We start from the raw sequence: 17,896 nt of genomic DNA, 5'->3' as shown, positions 1-17,896 counted from the left end.
GGCCTTCCGTCGCCCAGAGGGACTGCCCCCAAACTACTTTCTGCCTCATGAGGGTGACGCGAGATGGCTCCCGACGGGGGGCGACATCATCTTCCCGCTGTCAGGCCAATGCGTGGATCTACTTGAGCAGCTACTCCGACTTAGGGAAGAGAAGCACCCTGATAGCTCACAGTCATTGTTGCTGGGTGGTGACGCGAGGAGCCTTCCAGGTAGGGTGCGGGAGTCCGCCAAGTCGGCTTATCGCCTGTACTTGGCGATCCATCTGGCCAGCTCGCTGGGCATAGATGCGGCCCAGCGAGCCTTCGGCGATACCTTTGGACTGTCTACTGCCGCAACCTTCTATGGTGCGCATCCTGCGGCTGAGCTCGCCCGAGCCGTCGAGACCGCAAACAACTTTTCAGGCCTTGGACTGCGGGCATGGGTGGGTTCTGCAGATCACTGGCTGGGCTCGAGGGTGAGGCCGATCAAGCCTCCCTATGCCGAGGTTTGGTCCAAGCTGGCAGGAGATCCCTACAGGGGCAAAGGCCGCCCCTCTGAAGACCGGCTGCTCCAAGACTGGCAGCGACGGCGTGACCGGCTGCTTGTCCACTTTCTACTGGCGACCGGTCACCGACCCAACAACAGCGTGCTGGAGCTCACGCTTTACGACTTCATCCCAAGGCATGCATTGGCCATAGCGCACGACAAGCAGGCCGACCCATCACATGCGACACGGTTGGTATGCACGGGGTGGCGATTCGTCGGCGAACTGGAAGGGTATGTTGCTGAACTTAGACGAATAGCGAAGAGAAGCAACAGCAGGCCAGCAAGGCTATTCGCCAGTGCAGTGCTCACCGGTGCTTCACCCCTCTTTGAGCTGCCAGCAAGTGCTGGCCAAGAAGGCCCATCGAAAATTCGAGAAATATTGGCATCGTTGAGTCAGCTATGGGGTGATCGTCCCAACGTTCATCGGCATGGGCTATGCCAGTTCCTGATACAGGATCGAGCGGATCCCGAGTTGAGATACTTCCAGATGGGCTGGCTGTCCCATGCTCACCATGCGACGTCCGATTCTGCCCCGCATCCTGCCTACAAGCTGGGGCATGAAGTAGCGCCACTGTTGGACAAATGGCTCGACCAATGTGGTTGGGAGGGCGGAGCGCCGCCTGAAAGCTCAACTGAGGTTGTTCCCCTGACACCGCTCTGTGACTGGAGTGAGAAGCATGCGGAGAGCGACCGTACAGCTGCTCGCGCATACTCCGCTATCAACGGGGCACTGTCCGAATCGATGGACAGATTGAGGCTCAAGGTCGGAGAAGCCTTGAGGACACAGGTTGAACGAGTCGTTCCGGACTATGGGGTGGCCTTGACCAATTCCGGTCTGATCATCACCCCTGCTCGCCTAGGCGAAGACGACCAGCCGAACATTCTCAGGCGCCATGTGGAAGCCATTCTGGCGCCATTCGCAAAAAGTCCCTACGGACCTGATGAGCGATATGTGGCGGCCCGACTTCTGCGGGAAGGAGTCTTGCGGGCCGCCAAACTATACAACTGCCGCGTCCATCTTCCTCAAGTGCCTTTTATGTCCAGGCATCAGGTCCGCAGTCCGTTTCTCCGGGGCTCGGGTATGGCGGTGGCACAGATGGATGCAGTGCAAGCTGCCTTGATCAAGCGGCTCGCGACTGGCAGTCCAGATGGACATGAGGAAGCAGATCTGGCGGCGATGACGGCGCTGTCGCTCCTGATGCACTCGACATGCAGTGCGTGGGATGAAGTCCTGGACGTACTCAGATCGCTCGACAGCATGGAGCATGCGAATAACCAAGCCTGGAACGTCCGAGTGCCATTTCGGACAGGTCATGTATTGCTCTATGGGGATCCGGCCATTCTGGCGACGCGTCTTGTCCAGAGGGCGGGCTGGAAGCAGGCGGTAGAGTCGCTGGCTCAGCGCCAAGGGTCTCGCTTGGCCTCGTTCATCGCAGACCTGGTCCCTGAACTGCGTGCCGCAGGCGTCGCCAATCGAGAGCTTCTGCAGCGATTCATCGCGACCGCGAATACGGCCAAGCTAGTTCTCGCCAACGGACCGGAGCGGCTGTTGATCAGCGGCGCGGCAATTTCGGCAGCGGTCCCCAGCGGGCGTGCCATCGGCGTCATTGATGAGCGCACCACGCCTGATCCATCCCCAAATGAGGATGAAATCTCGGACGAGACGCTGGCAAAGCTGCCCATGCGTGCTAACCCGGCAAATCGACCACTTCGCCACATCGCGGAAGTAATGCGCGCTTTTGATCACGATTTCTCGGGGCCGATATTTGGTCAACCCGCGGAACCGCCGAACAAGCGCCGGCAACAACTCCGCAGGCTTGTAGAAGACGCACTTGGAAGGGCGGGGACCGAACCGACGAAGGGTAGGCTCCTTCTGGAGTATGTCTGGCACCTGCTTCGGCTGGGCGGCCCCCGCAGTGCCGGAGGGCAAGCGCTTTCAACCATACGGAAGACCTATCATCGAATCGAGCCGATTCTGAGAGAAGTAGAGCCCGACGAACTACTAACAGGGTTATCTCAAGATGAGGTTACAGCGCTGTGTAGCGCGGCCTTCAACAGGTCGAAGCGCTCCAGCCACCAGCCGGTGGTGGAAGAACTGCGTCGATTCTTGCGATTCGCAGCATTGCGCTACGAAGTGAAAGAGCCAACCTGGCATCTCCTTTACCGAGTACATGGCCGGCAGATACCAGCAGGCGACCCTGCGATGCTCAGCGACTCAGAGATGTCTCGTGTGCTGGATGAACTCTATGCCAACGTCCTTGCGCTCGAGCAGATCGACGCTGACCCCACGGAAAGGCGGTACACGGAGTGCTGCCTGGCCGCCGCTCTTCTTGCAGAAGCCTCCGGTGCTCGTCCGCGATCTATTCACGGACTAACCTTGGATGATGTCGTCCTCGGTTCAAGCGAGGACTACATTCTGCTCAGCCCCAGAGGCCGCTTCGCATCCATCAAGACGCCAACCGCGGCTGGCTATATTCCATTGGAAGGCGAGCTTTGGCGAAAGTACGAGCCATGGTTCGCAGGATGGTATGCCAAGGCATGCGTTGGAGCCCCCGTCGAAAGCAGGTCGAGCATTCCGATGTTCCAGATTCCGGGACAGCCTGTTGGCACCCGTTATGAGTTGAGGGCCATCTTCGATCGCATTGGATCCCTTATCAAATGGAGCACCCAGCGTCAGAGAGGGAGAACCTACTGGCTGCGCAAACGGAAGGTGAGGTTGCGACACATAGCGGTCATGACGCGGCCTCACGCCCGGGCGAGAGACATGGCGCAGGCGATGCGCTTGAATGGGCACGCGCTGATGGTCACGCCACTGGTAAGTTATCTCAGCGAGCCAGGGGCATATCTTTCACTGGATGGCTCACTCCAGGCGGTGGGCAACAGACCAGGCTCAGCAATCATAAGCGGCCTCTCCGTCAAGACAATCGACGGTGCAAGGCGAGCCGGCATGCTTGGGTCGCGCCCTTATGTCGCAAAACTACTGCGGCTATCGCCGTCACAATCATCGGGCATGGACCTGCCAGAACCGCCACATGCGGGAAAACACAAAGGTGACCTGTCTTGGTCGAGTGTCGCCCGCATCCTGCGAGCCTTGGCGGAGAGTACAGACACCTCATGGATTGCTGAGAGCCTTGGCACGACGAAATGGCAGATCGAGTCGGTCGTGGATGCGCTTGCCGCGTTCAATGCTCGGACGCTGGGCGCACTCGGGGCGTCCGGAAGCATCGCAGTCGCCCGACCTGTGGGACTCTCTGGGGCGATTGATAACTGCCTCGTGAGGGAGGATCCCCGACTGGCGTCGATCGCCGCCGACTGGGTCAGCGTCTCTCGGGGAGCTCAAATCTCTGAAGGCTGTCGGCTTTACGACCAAGCGGCCATGGACGACTTGCGCACACTGTGCAACGAACTCTGGCCCAATGTCCGACTGGGTGAAAAACAAGAGTCTTACGGTGTTCGAACCTTTACGTTCAAGGCTGGCAAAGGAAATGCCTATGGTGCTTGGCCCGCCCTGCGTTGGGCGCTGGCGACGGTGTGGATTGCCGATGAGCGCCTGAAGCGGATGGCGCGCAGTAGGCAGACGTAAGGAAAGGCAATTGCGACGAATACGCGATATGAGGGGGTAAATCACGGGCGCATAGCTGTATTCGTTACATAGAGGATGCAATTTAATTGTTGCTGGCCGGTCCTCGGTCGGCGACCGCCGGCCCCGGTCATGAGGTCGATGCAATGACGAGTGAAGGTACTCCCTTGGACGAGCGGGAACTGATCGCAACGCTTTCTGCGCGCTCAGAGAAGCTCCTTCCAGCTCAAGCTGGATCTTTCTTCGAAGCCCCAGAGGTCTTGAACGCGTTTACTCAACTAGTATCCTCGTTGAAAGCCCCGATGGGTGATGACATTTTCATTGAAGACGTGCGCATCGCAAAGGGCGCCTATCATGCTGATGTCTACGCTAATAAGAACCTTGACTCAATGCAGCTAAGCCTTGAGCCGTTGCTGGAGCAGCTTGGCAAGGGCGTGGCTAGTCTTGAGCTCAACGCTGAACGTCCCCGACCGCTACCAGCGGCGGACTGCGGCGTAGCGAAAGGGATGCTGGCCATCCTTGAAGCTTCGAAAGAGCTCGCAGCTGTGGGAGCTCTTGTGGATGTTGATCACGTCGGTGGTGCGGCTCAAAAGCTTCCAGCGCCCACTCCTAGAGCTATCTCAGCTCTCCCAGCACTCAAGGACCGCCAATCGAGAAAGGTGGATGGGGAGGTAACCGGTCTGGGTCGAGGCGATGCACGGGGATGCGAGGTTCAGATCGATGGCGGACGCTACTTCATCGTTCGGAATCTGGCGATTGAGGATGCATGGTCTTGGGTAAGGGCTAGGGCGAAGCTGGCGGGAAAAGCCAATTGGGACAATGGACAGTGGGTGTTAGACACATATCAGATGCAAGACCAGCTGGCGTTGAGCTATTAGGTCGCAAGCGAGTCATGGAGGACACAAGCTTATCGAAGCACCTACTAGCTTGTCGGCGTCATCGAGCTTCAAGGCGACAGTGCGTACGCGTGTGACACCAGCAGCCTCCAGCAGAATGACTTGCCTTGGCGCTTGGAAAGAGAAGAGGCCCGAACAATGCCGTCCTTGCTTGCAGAGCCAGCCGCGATGTCCGTTTCCAAAGCGGACATGGGGAGGCAGGGATAGTTGGCCGAAGAAAAGACGGGTTCAGAGAAGCCCATAGGGTTGCGCCAGCGAAGGTCGAGCAAAAGTTTCTGCACCCTCTGCCAGAACACACCTGGGTTCGGTTATACGTCGGCTTGTTAGCCGGACCCAGCGGCCCTAAGATCAAGCTGTATCAAGGGGATAGCCCACCATGCGGTGCGCTGTGGACAAGTCGTATAACCGGACGCCGGGATCCGGCTATTAGGTAGTTAGATTTCAAAGGGGAGTTCTCAATGGATCCAATCACAATCATAGCTGGCATAAATGCCATGATGGCTGCGTTGGGTGTCTGGCAGAAGGAGCGAGACTATCGGCGTACTCGGGAAACTTATCGAGCTGTTCTCTCGGAATCACTGCGATCACCAGAAATTCGGGAAGAGGCATACGCGCTCTCTAACCTTCTTCCAGAGCGAACCCTTGACCTTCTTGGGCAACGGGCCGAAAGATGTTGGGGGGAGTTCGAGAGAGCAATTGATCCAGAAGCTGGCAATGTAAGAAACCCGAGGGAGGCTGAGCCAAAGTTGGAGCTATGCCTTTGCAATGAGCTTCGCTCTATCAAGGCACTTAATGGAACCATTCCTCCCGGCAAACTGCGGGAGTGGTGGAACCACTATGGATGTGGCCCGTACATAGCTTGAAATCTAACAGCTCATTCAAGCCGACGCCGCTTCGCGGCGCGGCTTAACTCAGGCGTTCCGATGTCCGCTCCTGGCCGGAAGCGGACAGTCGAGTTCATTTGACTTTGACGATGTGCCTCGTACTAGTTGCGCAGCGTCTGAGAATGCCGGTGAGACGAGCGTCCCCGGAGCCGCCGGGAAAGCCATTCGCCCATGTCATCAATAAGGGTAAAGGCTGCCGGGATGACGATCAGGCTCAGGAGCGTAGAGGTAACCAGGCCACCAATGACCGCAATGGCCATCGGGGCCCGGAAGCTGGAGTCGCCGGCGAAGCCCAGTGCGATCGGCATCATGCCGGCGCCCATCGCGAGCGTAGTCATGATAATGGGTTGTGCACGCTTGCGGCAGGCGTCGATCAGCGCGTCATGCTGACTCAGTCCATGGTCGTCCTCGGCGATCACCGCGTAGTCGACCAGCAGAATGGAGTTCTTGGTCGCGATACCGATCAGCATCAGCAAGCCGATCAGCGCAGGCAGCGAGAGCATGTTCTGGGTTAACAGCAGCGCGCCAAAGGCGCCGCCGGCACACAGCGGCACGGCAATCAAGATCGTCAGGGGCATCAAGGCATGGTTGAACAGCAACAGCAGCACCATGTAGATGCATACGATGCCGGCGGCCATGGCCAGCAGGAAGCCCACGAACAACTCGACAAAGACCTCGGCATCGCCGGTGTTGAGGAAGCTCACTCCAGGCGGCAAGCGCTTGACGCTGGGCAACTGCTGGACCTGCTCCATGACCTCGCCCAACGGACGTCCATTAAGTTCAGCGGTCAGCGTCACGTTGCGTTGACGCTGGTAGCGCGAGAGCTGCGAGGGACCACTGCCCATCTGGATGTCGGCCACGGCCGCCAGCGGCACGGGACCATAGCGGCCGGGCACGCGCAGCTGACCGATCAGGGCAGGGTTGGCGAGCGTGGCTTCCGAGAAGCCCACTCGAATCGGGATCTGCCGATCGGGTAGATTGAGCTTGGCCAAACGCTGCTCGTAATCACCGGCTGTCGCGATGCGTGCAGCCTCAGCGATGGCAGCCGTAGACACGCCCATGTCGGCCGCGCGTGCCGCGTTAGGCAAGATCTGGATTTCAGGGCGCAGCAGCGAAGCTGATGAGGTCACGCTGCCCAGCCCGGACAGACCGCGCAGATCACGCTCCAACGCCAGTGAAGCCTCCTGCAGACGCTGGGGGTCATCACCGGAAAGCACCAACTGCAACAGGTTGCCCGGCTCGGAGCTGACATAGCTCACGCGCACGCCGGGCATATCGGCCAATCGAGCACGTGCATCACGCTCCAGCTCACGCTGGTCGCGGTCTCGGTCATCGGCCAGACCCCAGTCCAGCACCAGGGTGGCCTTGCGCGGATCGGCCACGCCCACGGTGGAAGGATCGCCCAGATCCAGCACGCTGCCTGCGGCGGTATAGACCTGCTTGAGCTCGGGCATGTCTTTGAGCAACGCCCGTGCGCGCTCGGCCACGGCCACGGTCTCTTCCAGCCGGGTGCCAGGCGGCAGCTCTAGGCTCAGGTTGCTGCGACCCAGATCGGACTGAGGAATGAAGGTGGCGGGGATCAGGGGAATCAGCGCCAGCGAGGCGACGAATAGGCCCGTGGCGATCCAGAGCGTGCGCGCACGGTGGCGCAAGGCCGCATCGACCCAGCGCAGATACCAGGTCATGAGCCGGGAATCGGGTTTCTCCTCGCCATGGGGCTTGAGCAAGTAGGCGGCCATCATCGGCGTGAGCAGGCGCGCCACCAGCAGGGAGAACAGCACCGCTGTGGCCGCGGTCCAGCCGAATTCGCGGAAGAACTTGCCGGCGATGCCCGGCATGAAGGCCACGGGCACAAACACGGCCGCCAAGGTGAGCGAGGTCGCAATGACCGCATTGCCGATCTCGCCGGCGGCCTCCGTGGCCGCTTCCTCTGGTGACTTGCCCATCCGTAGGTGGCGGACGATGTTCTCGATCTCCACGATCGCATCATCGACCAACACGCCGACCACCACCGACAGGGCGAGCAGGGTGATCATGTTGAGGGTGAAACCGAACGCATACATCACTGCGAACGTCGGGATGATGGACAGCGGCAACGCCAAGGCCGATACCCATGTGGCACGCCAGTCACGCAGGAACGCCCACACCACAAGCAAGGCCAACAGGGCGCCCTCGTACAACATCGTCATCGACGAATCGTAGGAGCGGTGGGTCTCATCAATGGCGGTGGTGACCAAACGGAAGTCCACACCGGGGTGAGCCTTCTTGAGCTTATCCAAGGCTTGGTGAACCCCTTCTTCGACCTTGACCTCGCTGGAGCCGCGCGTGCGCGACATTGAGAAGGCCACCACATCCTTGCCGTCCAGCAGGGCAGCTTCGGTGGGATCAGCGGCCGCGTCGGTAACGGTGGCCAAGGCCGAGAGCCGGACGGAGCGGCCATCGGGCAGGCTGATGGAGTAATCGCGCAAGGCCTGGGCATTGGCTACTGTGCCCAAGGTGCGAATGGTCTGCAGGGCACCATCGAGCTCGGCCTTGCCGCCGGCGCGCTCGACCTGGATCTGCGCCAGTTGCTGGGAGACATCGCCGGCGGTGACCCCGAAGGCAAGCAGGGCATTGGGATCTAGATCTACCCGCACCTGGCGCTGGACACCGCCAATACGTGTGACCCGGGCCACGCCATGTACGCCATACATCGCGCGGGAAATCTCCCGGTCCACCAGCCAGCTGGCCTCGTCTTCCGTCAACTGTGGGGCGACCAAGGCATAGGTCATCAGCGTGCCGCCGATATCGACCTTGGAGATCACCGGCTCCTGGATGTCCTGCGGCAGATCGGTACGGATCCGGGTGACCGCATCGCGCGTGTCATCCAGTGCCGTGGCCAAATCGGTTTCCAGCTCGAACTCGATGCTGGTAATACTGATGCCCTCGCTGACCGTGGACATCACCCGCTTGACGTTGGTGATGGTGGCCACCGAGTCTTCGACCTTGCGGGTGACCTCGGTTTCCAATTGGCTGGATGAGGCGCCCGGCTGGGTGACCGTCACAGTGGTCATCGGGAAGGCAATGTCCGGAAAGCGCGCCACCGGCAACTGATAAAAACCCCAGAGACCGGCGACGCACAGGACAAAGAACACCATCAGCGCTGGCAGTGGCCGACGAATGGCCCAGACGGAGATATTCATGGGGTGCTGGCCTTCTTGCCGGCCACCACGCGCACACGATCGCCATCGCCCAGAAAGCCGGCCCCTTCGGAGACCACCTGCTCACCGGCTTTCAGGCCGTCCACGATCTCGATGCGTCCCTGTGTGGTCTGACCGGTGCGCACTCGCCGGCGTTGTACGGTTTGCTTGTCCTGGGTAACGAACACATAGCTGTGGCCATCGCGCTGGACCACGGCGGCGCTGGGCACCATCAAGGCTTGGCCATCGCCGGTCAGGATTCGGCCTTCGACATACGTTCCTGGCTTGAGCGGGCCAGGCGAGGGCAGGTCGGCATAGACCGTGCCCGTGCGGGTTTGCGCGTCGATGCCGGGGGTGACGGCGCGAACGCGGCCGGCGATGTTCTGTCCCGCATAAGCCAGGACAATCTCATTGCCCACGGCTACCTGCGCCAGTTGGTTCTCCGGCAGTTCGGCGCGCCATTCCAAGCGTCCGTCGCGTATCAGGCGCAACAGTTCACTGCCCGCCGAGACCACTTGGCCAGGCTGGACCAGACGCTTTGAAATCACGCCATCGGCAGGCGCCCGCAACTGGGCGAAGTCGCGCTGCAATTTGGCAGCATCACGCAATGCGCGGGCGGTGGCGAGCTGGGCTTGGGCCTGGGTGGCGGTGGCGCGCAGCTGATCCAGATCCGCGGCGCTGATCAATTGCTCGGCGGCCAGTTTCGTGCCGCGGGCATGTTGGGCTTGCGCCAGCGTCAGGGCCGCGTTGGCTTCTTGGGTGGACGCTTCGGCTTGCGCGAACGAACTATCCAAGGTGCGGTGGTCCAGCTCGAGCAGCACCTGGCCCTGCTTGACCTGCTGGCCCACATCCACATTCAGGGCAGTGACGCGCTGACCGCTGAGCTCAACGCCCAGTTGCATTTCCTCGTAGGGCGAGACCGGCCCAGACACGGTCACGCTGCGTGCCAGGGCGTAGGTCTTGACAGGGGTCAGGGCAACGGTCAAGGCCGAGGACGGCTCGGCTTGAGCTTCTTCTTTGTCGCCACAGGCAACAAGCAGGGACACTGAAACGAGCAGGAGTGACCAACGCAGGATCGGTGCGCGCATAGGGAAGCCAGGATGTGGGGGTGGGTGGTGCTTGCTACTGCGCTGCGCCCAAGGGCTTACGCGTGGCTGTGGATGAAAACAGCGGGGCCATCGGTGCGGCCTGATTCTTCTCAATACGCATTAAGTTCTCTTTAAAATCTGCTGCTCAACGCCATCGAGAATCAGCTCAATGCCGTTGGTGAAGCGCTCATCGAACTTGGGCTCGGCCAACACCTCGCGTGCCTCCCAACAGCGGGGAAACCGCGCCTTGGCCAGTTCGAAGAAGGCTTGTTGCACGCCTTCGATCACACCCGGTTGTTCGGGCAGGGATTGCTCTTCAATGACAAAGCCCATCACGTAGTAGATCGAGTCCAGCGCCGTGGTCGCAGCGAACTCGACATCGGCACCTGCCTCGACCAGGGCAGAAATGGTGGCATCACCCACACGCAGCACGTTCTCGGTGGCCAGGAAGGTGCCGGCGTACACACGTGCGCCGTCGCGGTGGGCCTTGAACGCGGTCCGAAACTCATTGGCGATCTGATGCATCGTGCTGCGCCAGTGCTGACCGGCGGGAATGTCACGCGCGACATCCGCAATCATGGCGTCGGCCATGGCATCGATCAGCGCCTGCTTGCTTTTGAAATGCCAATACAGCGAGGGCGCCCGGATGCCCAAGCTGCAGGCTAGCTTGCGCAGGCTCACGCCTTCGATGCCGAACTCATCGAGCAACCGGAAGGCCGCCTCGATGATGTGCTCTTGTTTTAGGGGGCTGCGCATGGATGCCCTAACACCGTTAGTTCGGCCACTCTAACGCCGTTAGGGAGCGGTGGCAATCCGGCTCGGTGATTGCCATGGGCGGCCATCACACCCGCCACGGCGTGAAGACAAGGCGAGCCCCGTCATCTGGCGCCTGCCACCCCCGCGCCACCTCGCTCAGCGGCAGCGTCCGTACCTGCGTTTGGAACGTACCGCGCGCCAGCGCTTCGGCCAGTGCGGGCAGTTCGGTCAGCATCTGGCGGCCTGACAGGGCGCCGTGCCCACAACCCATGACTTGGAGCTTAGTCGAGCGCAGAAAGGCCCCGGGAAGCGGTGCGCTCTCGCCGGACATGGAGCCCAGATGGACCCAATCCAGTGGCTGATCCCGCCCTCGGCGATGCCGCAGCACCGCTTCCATGGCGATCACCGCGCTCTGGCCCCACACGAAATCCAGGACCACATCCACCTCGCTGGCCAGTACGCCCAACCGGGGATCGCCCAGGGTCACGGTGTCGGTTGCCCCTAGCGCCGGCAGTTGGGCCAGCCGACCAGCATCGCGGCCTGCGGCGATGACCTCGCCGGCGCCTAGATGTCGGGCGATCTGAACGGCCAAACGTCCCGAGCTGCCGGTGGCGCCCAGCACCAGCACCCGTTTGCGCCGTTGAAACGGCAAGCGCCAGCGAAAGCCCGGCACTCGGCAACGCAACGCCAGCCAGGAGGCCATGGCTGGATTCATGGCGCCGGCCAGCAGGGCCGGGTCGACGTCATGGGGAAGCTCGATGCAGCGATCCAGCGCGATGACCGTGCGCTGAGCCATCGAGCCAGGCAAGCCGGGCTCCTGGACGAAGTAGCGCAGTCGGCCATCGGTGCCGCGCCCGACGCCATCGACGCCGGCAATGACGGGCAAGCTGTCGTCGCTGGAGTAGTGCTGGCCCGAGGCGCGACCGCGGGTGATGTGATGCAAACCAGCCGCCATCACGTCCACAAGCATCTGACCGGACTGCACGGCGGTGGGATCGGGGACATCGCTGTACTGGGGTGGGGCGTCGTACGAGGTGATGAGGGCCGCTTTCAAGTGAGTTCCTTCGGCACACTGGCGCCAATAGTTCGTAATACGATCCAATATTGGTTCGCTATACGAACTATGTCAAGCTGTGCCCATGAGCCCGACCCGCAGCCTGAAGCAGCCCTCCGCCCCCGAAGAAGGGTTAGCCGATGCGTTGGTGACCAGCGCCTTTGTCACCATGGCCGTTATCAACAAGATCGGCGCCGAGCACGATCTCTCGCTCTCCCTGGTTCGGGTGCTGGGCATCCTGGCCGACCGACGGCCACGCATGAATGAACTTGCCGAGTACCTCGGGCTGGAAAAGCACACGATGTCCGGGCTGATCGCCCGTGCGGAAAAACGAGGCTTGGTGGCGCGTGCGCCCAATGAAGCCGACGGTCGGGCCACCGATGTGCTGATCACCGCCGAGGGCACCAAGCTGATCAAGCGACTTCGTGCGCAAGGGCAAAAGGCCTTGGCACCCGTGATCGGTCAACTCAGCTCTTCGGATCAGCAGCTTCTTCAAGAGCTGCTGCACCGCATGCTCCAGAGCAGGTCCGTCTAACGTCCGCCACGCCGGCCGAGGCTGTTTCGCGCGTCGACTCAATTTACGGATTGCGTCATGTCCGCTCCCGACCCGAAGCGGACATCCAATATTGTTGGAGTAAGATCGATACATGAATAGATCCAGCAAGCACCAGGTACACGTGATTTCGCAGGTGATGCTATTCGTGGCCATGGCTCTGGCGATGCTCTCGCTGGCCAACGCTGCACGCAGCGAGTCACTGGGCGCCGCACCGGAAGCCGGTGAGGAATACGAAATCAGCAAGACGTACCAGACCTCCGAACACAGCAGTGATGGCTCATCGGGAAGTTCTAACGGCCGAGATACCCTCGTCGAGCGCGTGATCAGCGTGCGCGAGGGTGGCTTGGAGCTGGAATTCGATCTCCCGAAGCAGGCCACAGCAGAGGACAGAGCACGCAGTTGGCAGTTTCCTGTGCGTGTTTTCAGGTCGACCGATGGATCGATGCAGGTGCTCAACCGCTCCGAACTCGAAGCGCGGATCGAGGGTTGGCTCAAGGCCGCCGGATGGACTCGTGCCGAGTGCGGACGCTGGATTGTCACGTGGAACGTGTTTCGTATCGAATGCGACCCGGAGTCGGTCATCAAGGCGGTTGAATCATTCGATCTGAGATCTGCCGGCATCCGGGAGGGAGACGCATACCGAGAACCTGGGGCAAGAGGCCCAGGAATCTTGACGAGGAAATCGACCGGAGCAGACGGTGCGACGTTTGTTGTCGTACTGGAGATCGACCCTGATGCGGTCCGTCGCGCTCGCGCTGAAGCCGATGTCGTTGTCGGGGAGATGACGCAGAAGCCCGTGACGCTGGACGATGCACTTCGCGAGCGGGCCAACGAAGATGTATCCGGGACCATCTCGGTCACTATCGACACGGACCTCGTCGGCAACATTCGGAGGCGAACCAAGGTGACCAGCGTGGAGACCAAGGGACGGGACAGCACAACTGAACGCCGAACAGAGACCGAGACGGTCGAACGTCGGCCTGTTCCGAATTCCGGGGGCGCCAGTCTGCTACTCGACTGAATGACTGCTTCTGGCCGGTAGCGGACATCTTCTGTGGTCAGCCTAAGGCGTCCTTCCAGTTGAGCCACCAGGCCTTAGGGGGACGAGGCATTCGCTCCCACCAGGAGTTCATGGCATGCACACTCCCGCGCGACCAGGCTTCGCGATGACTGCCATCGATAGGTTCTCCGAGAAGCGCCGCCAGTTTCGGATAGATCGGCCCCGAAGCGAGTGCTGGATAACGGGTCAGGAGGCTGAGCAGCGCGAATCGGTCTGAAGATGTCGCCTGATCCGCAACTTGTTGCTCGAAGTAAGGCGGGCGCATGCCTTGGGTCATCGCACTGTCGAGTTGTTCGACGGCTTTGCGGAAGCCGATCGATACGGTAGTCGCGAGTGGAATCCCCCCACGCTCAGCGTTGAACGCTAGACTCGATCCGGCAGGCACAAGCGTTTCCTGACCTTTCACCCGGTGCATGATCCAGCCACTGGTGACATGGATCGTGCCGTTGCCGCGCAGGTCGCGGTCCATCTCAAATTCACATCCCAGGTCGATGGTTTCGCTGGCACCGGCTGCAATGGCGAAATAGCCAGGGGGTGCCCAGATACGGGCACGCACACGTCCGCTCACCAGTTCCAAACGATGATGGCCGGCGCGGGTATCCAGCAGTTTTACCCGCGTGCCTGGCGTCACCTCCATGCGACCAATGCGAGCTACCTTCACCATCGCCGCCTGGCTGGCGTCGGTGGTCAGCGTGTCACCAACATCCAGAGCGGCTGGCAGAGATGCGACTGTGGTCTCTATGACCCATTGCCGACCGTCCTGCCACTGCAGACGCCAAGGCATCCAGACTGCAAGACCTGCCAAGCAGGCTGCCAGCGCCGCTGCGCCTGTGAGCATCATTCGACGCCTGCGCCCGCGGGGAATACGTGCCGGCCGTATCGACCACGCATGGTCGGAGGGGGGCGCATAACGGTAAGCGCCAAGCAGCGACGTCAAGCGCTGAAGCGGTTCGTCACCCGGCAGAGCGGGGTCCCACAGCGGATCCGGTGTCTCGGACATCATCCTTCTCCTTGCTCCACAGCGATCCCCAGTACCTGACGCAACTGGGTCATGCCACGATGCAGATTCACCCGAACCGACGACGGCGTCAGTCCCGTGAGGTTGGCGATCTCGGGGCCACTCAAGCCTTCAACCAAGCGCAGAATCAGGGTCTCGCGGTAGGCCTCGGGAAGCTGCCGGATCGCGCGCAGTGCTTCATCGGCCTCTGCCACTGATTCGGGGCCGGTGCCGGTCCAGACGGCTTCGTCGGCTTCTGCCAGATCCCGTTCGTCCACACCCCCATGCGGTCGATTCCGGCGGGCGATCATGGCGATCCATGGGCCAAAGCTCGCCGCGTCGCGCAACTGATCCAGCCTGCCGAAGGCGATGACGAACGTTTCCTGGGTCAGCTCCTCCGCCCGCGCACGCGAGGTCATGCCCAGATGGATGGCGTATACGAGCGGCGCGAATGTGCGATGGAGCCAGGCAAAGGCGGTCTGCGACCCCCGTCGGGCGTCCTGCACATAGCCGGCGATGTCAGTGGGATCGAGAGCGGCCTTCATGGCCTCGTTGTCTGGACGGTCGTGAGAGCTAGAGGGCTGCAGAAAGCAGAGTGTTAACAGGCGAGCCGTCGTTAACGGAGTGGTCGGAAGCATGCTCTTCCCGAGCACATCCCGCCGGAGATCCCCATGCCACGTCTTGCGTACCCGTCCTTCATCCCCGCCTTCTGCTTCAATCAGGCAATGGCATTGTGGCTGTTCCTCGCCGGTGCGCCAGCGGCTGCGGCCACGCCCATCGTCGGTCTGCCTTGCGAGGATTGCGAGGTGCCCCTCATTGGGTTGCCAGCCAATCCTCCGTCCACGGCTCAACTGGCGCCGGAAGGGGAGCCGGGCCAGGCTCTGCGCTTGACGGGACGGTTCCTCGATGCCGCCGGACATCCGCGCGGCGGCGTGATCGTGTACGCACACCAGACGGACCAAAGCGGAATCTATCCGGGCGAGCGCTCGAACCGCGACCCCGGCATCCGGCGACACGGGCGCCTGCGCGCCTGGGCCACAAGTGATGCGGAGGGCCGGTACACGTTCCTGACCGTGCGCCCCGGCAGCTATCCAGGAACCACCATGCCGCAGCACATCCATCTGTACGTCATCGAGCCAGGCTGCGCGCTCTACTACATCGACGACGTCCTGTTCCGCGACGACCCACACCTGACACCGGCGGCTGCGCGCAAGGCCGACCAGGGGCGAGGCGGCAGCGGCATCGTAACGCCCCGGCGCATCGGAAGCGGCTGGTTGGCGCAGCGCGACATCATGCTGGGTCGGAACATTCCCGGTTACCCATCGTGCACGCCATGAGCAGAAGTCCTCCGACACGATATCCACTCCCTCTGCGCGTGCTCCATTGGGGACTGGCTTTCCTACTGGTGGTGCAGTTCGTGCTCGGGTTAGCGGCAGAGCACTGTACGACACGAACGATCTCCGAAGCCTTGCTGGTGGTCCATTTCCGTCTGGGCGTCCTGATCTTGGGGGCGATGCTGGTGCGCCTAGCCCTGAGGCTCGTGTTGCCTGTGCCGAAAGAGCACCTGTCGCGCTGGCGAAGGAACGCCAAAGGCTCAGTGCATGGCCTTCTCTATTTGCTGGTCCTCGCGTTACCCATAAGTGGGCACGTCATTTGGGTCTGGATGGGAGCAGACCGGACGCTGGTTGCAGGGATCCAGATGCCAGCATTGTTTACTCCGCCTAACGAAGAGAATGGGCGTGCAGTCGTCTGGTACGTTCATGTTTATGGCGCATGGGCGCTTCTGGGGGTGGTGTGTCTTCATGCGACTGCCGCAGGGTTGCTATCAATGCGGGAACCCGCATTCATCGCTCGACGGATCGGGTTTGGGAGAGGGAGACCACAATCAGATTGAAGCCATGGAGTCGCAACAATAAGTGGCAGCTATCGACCTTGGACTCAACTGATCGACGCAACAGTTTGTCGATATCGCTCTGCTGGTGTTTCGTAGCCCAGCGTCTTGCGTGGCCGTTCGTTGAGCTGGCGCGCCAAGGCATCCAGCTTGGCCTGCGAGACGTCCGCCAGGTTGATGCCCTTCGGGAAGTACTGCCGCAGTAGGCCGTTGGTGTTCTCGTTGGTACCGCGTTGCCAAGGATGGTGCGGGTCGCAGAAGTAGACCTGGATGTCCGTGGCCAAAGTGAAGCGGCGGTGCGCCGCCATCTCCTTGCCCCGATCCCAGGTCAGCGACTGGTACAGCTGCTTCGGCAGACGGCGTGCGTTCTTGATCAGTGCATTGACCACGGTCTCCGTGTCCTTGCCTGCCACCTTCACCAGCATCAGATACCGCGTCTGTCGCTCCACCAGCGTGGCGATCTGACTGTTCCGGTCACCGAACAGCAGGTCGCCTTCCCAGTGTCCCGGCACGGCCCGATCTTCGGCGCTGGCCGGCCGCTCGCTGATCGAGACGGTGTTGGTGATCCGGCCATGGTTCTCTGTCTTCTGGGTGTGGTGTCGTGAGCGACGCATCGCCCGCGTGCGCCTCAGGTGCGCGAGCAGTTCCTGTTTCAAGGCTCCGCGGGACTGGATGTAGAGCGTGCGATAGATCGTCTCGTGGGACACCTGACGGCTCGCATCATCGGGATAGGTGCGTTTGAGCCAGCCGGGCACCTGCTCAGGTGACCACTGCCGCTGGATCTTCTCTGCTACGCGAGCGGCTAAGGCTCGATGCAGCGCCAGCTTACAGGGCTTGGGGCGCCGCGCCCGGTCCCAGGCGGCTCGGTCGGCTTTGCTGGCGCGGTAGCCCTCAGGGCCCTCATTGCGGCCGACTGCTCGGCTCACCGTGGATGGCGCCCGCCCCAGCAACGCGGCGATCGTTCGGATCGATCGTCCCGCCGCCAGGCCACGGGAAATCTCACGCTCGGCCAAGCTCAGCACCCTCGCGGACCGTCGCCTTGTCGGCGGACGAATGCCGCCGTGCTCGGCCAGGATGTTCCGGACGGAGCTGTGGTGCCGGTCAAACAGGGACGCGATCTGGTGCAGCGACTCGCCCTGCTGCCAACGGTCCCACATCAGCGCCTTCTGGGTGTCGGTGTAGTAGATCACCTTCCTGCGCTTCATCCGCAACACTCCCGCTGCCTATGCAGCTATCCGTGTGTTGCATCGATCATATGAATCCGCGGCCGAGAGCCGACGTAGCCTCTCAGCCCGGCTCTCCCGAGCAACTCGCCGAGGGGCCCCAATCGGACTCAAGGTTGATCCACGGCGCATCGTTCGGCAGGACTAGCAGTACGAGACTGAGCCGTCCTGTGGGACGCCTGCAGGTGCGGCCCACCATGCGGGGTG

General features: G+C 61.6%; 13 protein-coding genes. 6 read left to right on the top strand and 7 right to left on the bottom strand.

What is annotated here, in order from left to right; all coding sequences use genetic code 11:
* The first annotated feature begins 250 nt into the window (after positions 1-250).
* Together IAE60_RS03040 and IAE60_RS03035 are read left to right on the top strand one after the other, a co-directional pair.
* Positions 251-4,108: a hypothetical protein gene (locus tag IAE60_RS03040; protein WP_187573817.1), complete on the top strand. Its 3,858-nt coding sequence runs from the start codon at positions 251-253 to the stop codon at positions 4,106-4,108.
* A gap of 143 nt (positions 4,109-4,251) precedes the next feature.
* Positions 4,252-4,983 (top strand): hypothetical protein, encoded by a 732-nt coding sequence (locus tag IAE60_RS03035; RefSeq protein ID WP_187573816.1) that lies wholly within the window; start codon positions 4,252-4,254, stop codon positions 4,981-4,983.
* A 1,003-nt stretch (positions 4,984-5,986) separates the two neighbouring features.
* On the opposite strand, the gene IAE60_RS03030 is transcribed toward IAE60_RS03035, so the two are convergent.
* The 4 genes from IAE60_RS03030 to IAE60_RS03015 all read right to left on the bottom strand — a co-directional run bounded on the left by IAE60_RS03030 (position 5,987) and on the right by IAE60_RS03015 (position 11,962).
* On the bottom strand, positions 5,987-9,067 hold the full coding sequence (locus IAE60_RS03030) for an efflux RND transporter permease subunit (protein ID WP_187573815.1): 3,081 nt from the start codon (positions 9,065-9,067) through the stop codon (positions 5,987-5,989).
* Positions 9,064-10,152, bottom strand: a complete 1,089-nt coding sequence (locus IAE60_RS03025; RefSeq protein ID WP_187573814.1) for an efflux RND transporter periplasmic adaptor subunit — start codon at positions 10,150-10,152, stop codon at positions 9,064-9,066. Before IAE60_RS03025 ends, IAE60_RS03030 begins: the two co-directional genes overlap by 4 nt.
* Before the next feature lie 120 nt (positions 10,153-10,272).
* Positions 10,273-10,908, bottom strand: a complete 636-nt coding sequence (locus tag IAE60_RS03020) for a TetR/AcrR family transcriptional regulator C-terminal domain-containing protein (protein ID WP_187573813.1) — start codon at positions 10,906-10,908, stop codon at positions 10,273-10,275.
* Positions 10,909-10,993: 85 nt separating this feature from the next.
* Positions 10,994-11,962 (bottom strand): quinone oxidoreductase family protein, encoded by a 969-nt coding sequence (locus tag IAE60_RS03015; RefSeq protein WP_187573812.1) that lies wholly within the window; start codon positions 11,960-11,962, stop codon positions 10,994-10,996.
* An 85-nt stretch (positions 11,963-12,047) separates the two neighbouring features.
* Here IAE60_RS03015 and IAE60_RS03010 point away from each other — a divergent pair, with 85 nt between their 5' ends.
* On the top strand, positions 12,048-12,497 hold the full coding sequence (locus IAE60_RS03010; protein WP_187573811.1) for a MarR family winged helix-turn-helix transcriptional regulator: 450 nt from the start codon (positions 12,048-12,050) through the stop codon (positions 12,495-12,497).
* A 112-nt stretch (positions 12,498-12,609) separates the two neighbouring features.
* Positions 12,610-13,539 (top strand): hypothetical protein, encoded by a 930-nt coding sequence (locus IAE60_RS03005; protein ID WP_187573810.1) that lies wholly within the window; start codon positions 12,610-12,612, stop codon positions 13,537-13,539.
* A gap of 37 nt (positions 13,540-13,576) precedes the next feature.
* Here IAE60_RS03005 and IAE60_RS03000 read toward each other — a convergent pair whose 3' ends face one another.
* Both IAE60_RS03000 and IAE60_RS02995 read right to left on the bottom strand, forming a co-directional pair.
* On the bottom strand, positions 13,577-14,578 hold the full coding sequence (locus IAE60_RS03000; RefSeq protein ID WP_187573809.1) for a hypothetical protein: 1,002 nt from the start codon (positions 14,576-14,578) through the stop codon (positions 13,577-13,579).
* A complete protein-coding gene (locus IAE60_RS02995) occupies positions 14,578-15,120 on the bottom strand; it encodes an RNA polymerase sigma factor (protein ID WP_187573808.1) in 543 nt (180 codons plus the stop codon). The genes IAE60_RS03000 and IAE60_RS02995 overlap by 1 nt, the downstream gene beginning before the upstream one ends.
* 126 nt (positions 15,121-15,246) lie before the next feature.
* Between IAE60_RS02995 and IAE60_RS02990 the strand changes: the two genes are divergently transcribed.
* Together IAE60_RS02990 and IAE60_RS18990 are read left to right on the top strand one after the other, a co-directional pair.
* Complete coding sequence (locus IAE60_RS02990) at positions 15,247-15,912, top strand: dioxygenase family protein (RefSeq protein WP_187573807.1); 666 nt, start codon at positions 15,247-15,249, stop codon at positions 15,910-15,912.
* Positions 15,909-16,469 (top strand): cytochrome b, encoded by a 561-nt coding sequence (locus tag IAE60_RS18990; RefSeq protein ID WP_425504450.1) that lies wholly within the window; start codon positions 15,909-15,911, stop codon positions 16,467-16,469. The genes IAE60_RS02990 and IAE60_RS18990 overlap by 4 nt, the downstream gene beginning before the upstream one ends.
* 44 nt (positions 16,470-16,513) lie before the next feature.
* On the opposite strand, the gene IAE60_RS02980 is transcribed toward IAE60_RS18990, so the two are convergent.
* Entirely contained in the window at positions 16,514-17,671 is a 1,158-nt protein-coding gene (locus tag IAE60_RS02980; RefSeq protein WP_187573805.1) for an IS30 family transposase, read from the bottom strand.
* Between the last annotated feature and the right edge of the window lie 225 nt (positions 17,672-17,896).

Origin of the sequence: Pseudoxanthomonas mexicana (assembly GCF_014397415.1) — a bacterium.
GTDB lineage: Bacteria > Pseudomonadota > Gammaproteobacteria > Xanthomonadales > Xanthomonadaceae > Pseudoxanthomonas_A > Pseudoxanthomonas_A mexicana.
The sequence above is the reverse complement of the archived record's forward strand: the minus strand, read 5'-3'. Positions and strand labels throughout refer to the sequence as shown.

What these genes read in the sequence shown, in the direction of transcription:
- IAE60_RS03005 (WP_187573810.1), top strand. Translation starts at nt 12,610, where the DNA reads ATGAATAGATCCAGCAAGCACCAGGTACACGTGATTTCGCAGGTGATG.
- IAE60_RS02995 (WP_187573808.1), bottom strand. Translation starts at nt 15,120, where the DNA reads ATGAAGGCCGCTCTCGATCCCACTGACATCGCCGGCTATGTGCAGGAC.
- IAE60_RS03000 (WP_187573809.1), bottom strand. Translation starts at nt 14,578, where the DNA reads ATGTCCGAGACACCGGATCCGCTGTGGGACCCCGCTCTGCCGGGTGAC.
- IAE60_RS02980 (WP_187573805.1), bottom strand. Translation starts at nt 17,671, where the DNA reads ATGAAGCGCAGGAAGGTGATCTACTACACCGACACCCAGAAGGCGCTG.
- IAE60_RS03030 (WP_187573815.1), bottom strand. Translation starts at nt 9,067, where the DNA reads ATGAATATCTCCGTCTGGGCCATTCGTCGGCCACTGCCAGCGCTGATG.
- IAE60_RS03010 (WP_187573811.1), top strand. Translation starts at nt 12,048, where the DNA reads ATGAGCCCGACCCGCAGCCTGAAGCAGCCCTCCGCCCCCGAAGAAGGG.
- IAE60_RS18990 (WP_425504450.1), top strand. Translation starts at nt 15,909, where the DNA reads ATGAGCAGAAGTCCTCCGACACGATATCCACTCCCTCTGCGCGTGCTC.
- IAE60_RS03025 (WP_187573814.1), bottom strand. Translation starts at nt 10,152, where the DNA reads ATGCGCGCACCGATCCTGCGTTGGTCACTCCTGCTCGTTTCAGTGTCC.
- IAE60_RS03035 (WP_187573816.1), top strand. Translation starts at nt 4,252, where the DNA reads ATGACGAGTGAAGGTACTCCCTTGGACGAGCGGGAACTGATCGCAACG.
- IAE60_RS03020 (WP_187573813.1), bottom strand. Translation starts at nt 10,908, where the DNA reads ATGCGCAGCCCCCTAAAACAAGAGCACATCATCGAGGCGGCCTTCCGG.
- IAE60_RS02990 (WP_187573807.1), top strand. Translation starts at nt 15,247, where the DNA reads ATGCCACGTCTTGCGTACCCGTCCTTCATCCCCGCCTTCTGCTTCAAT.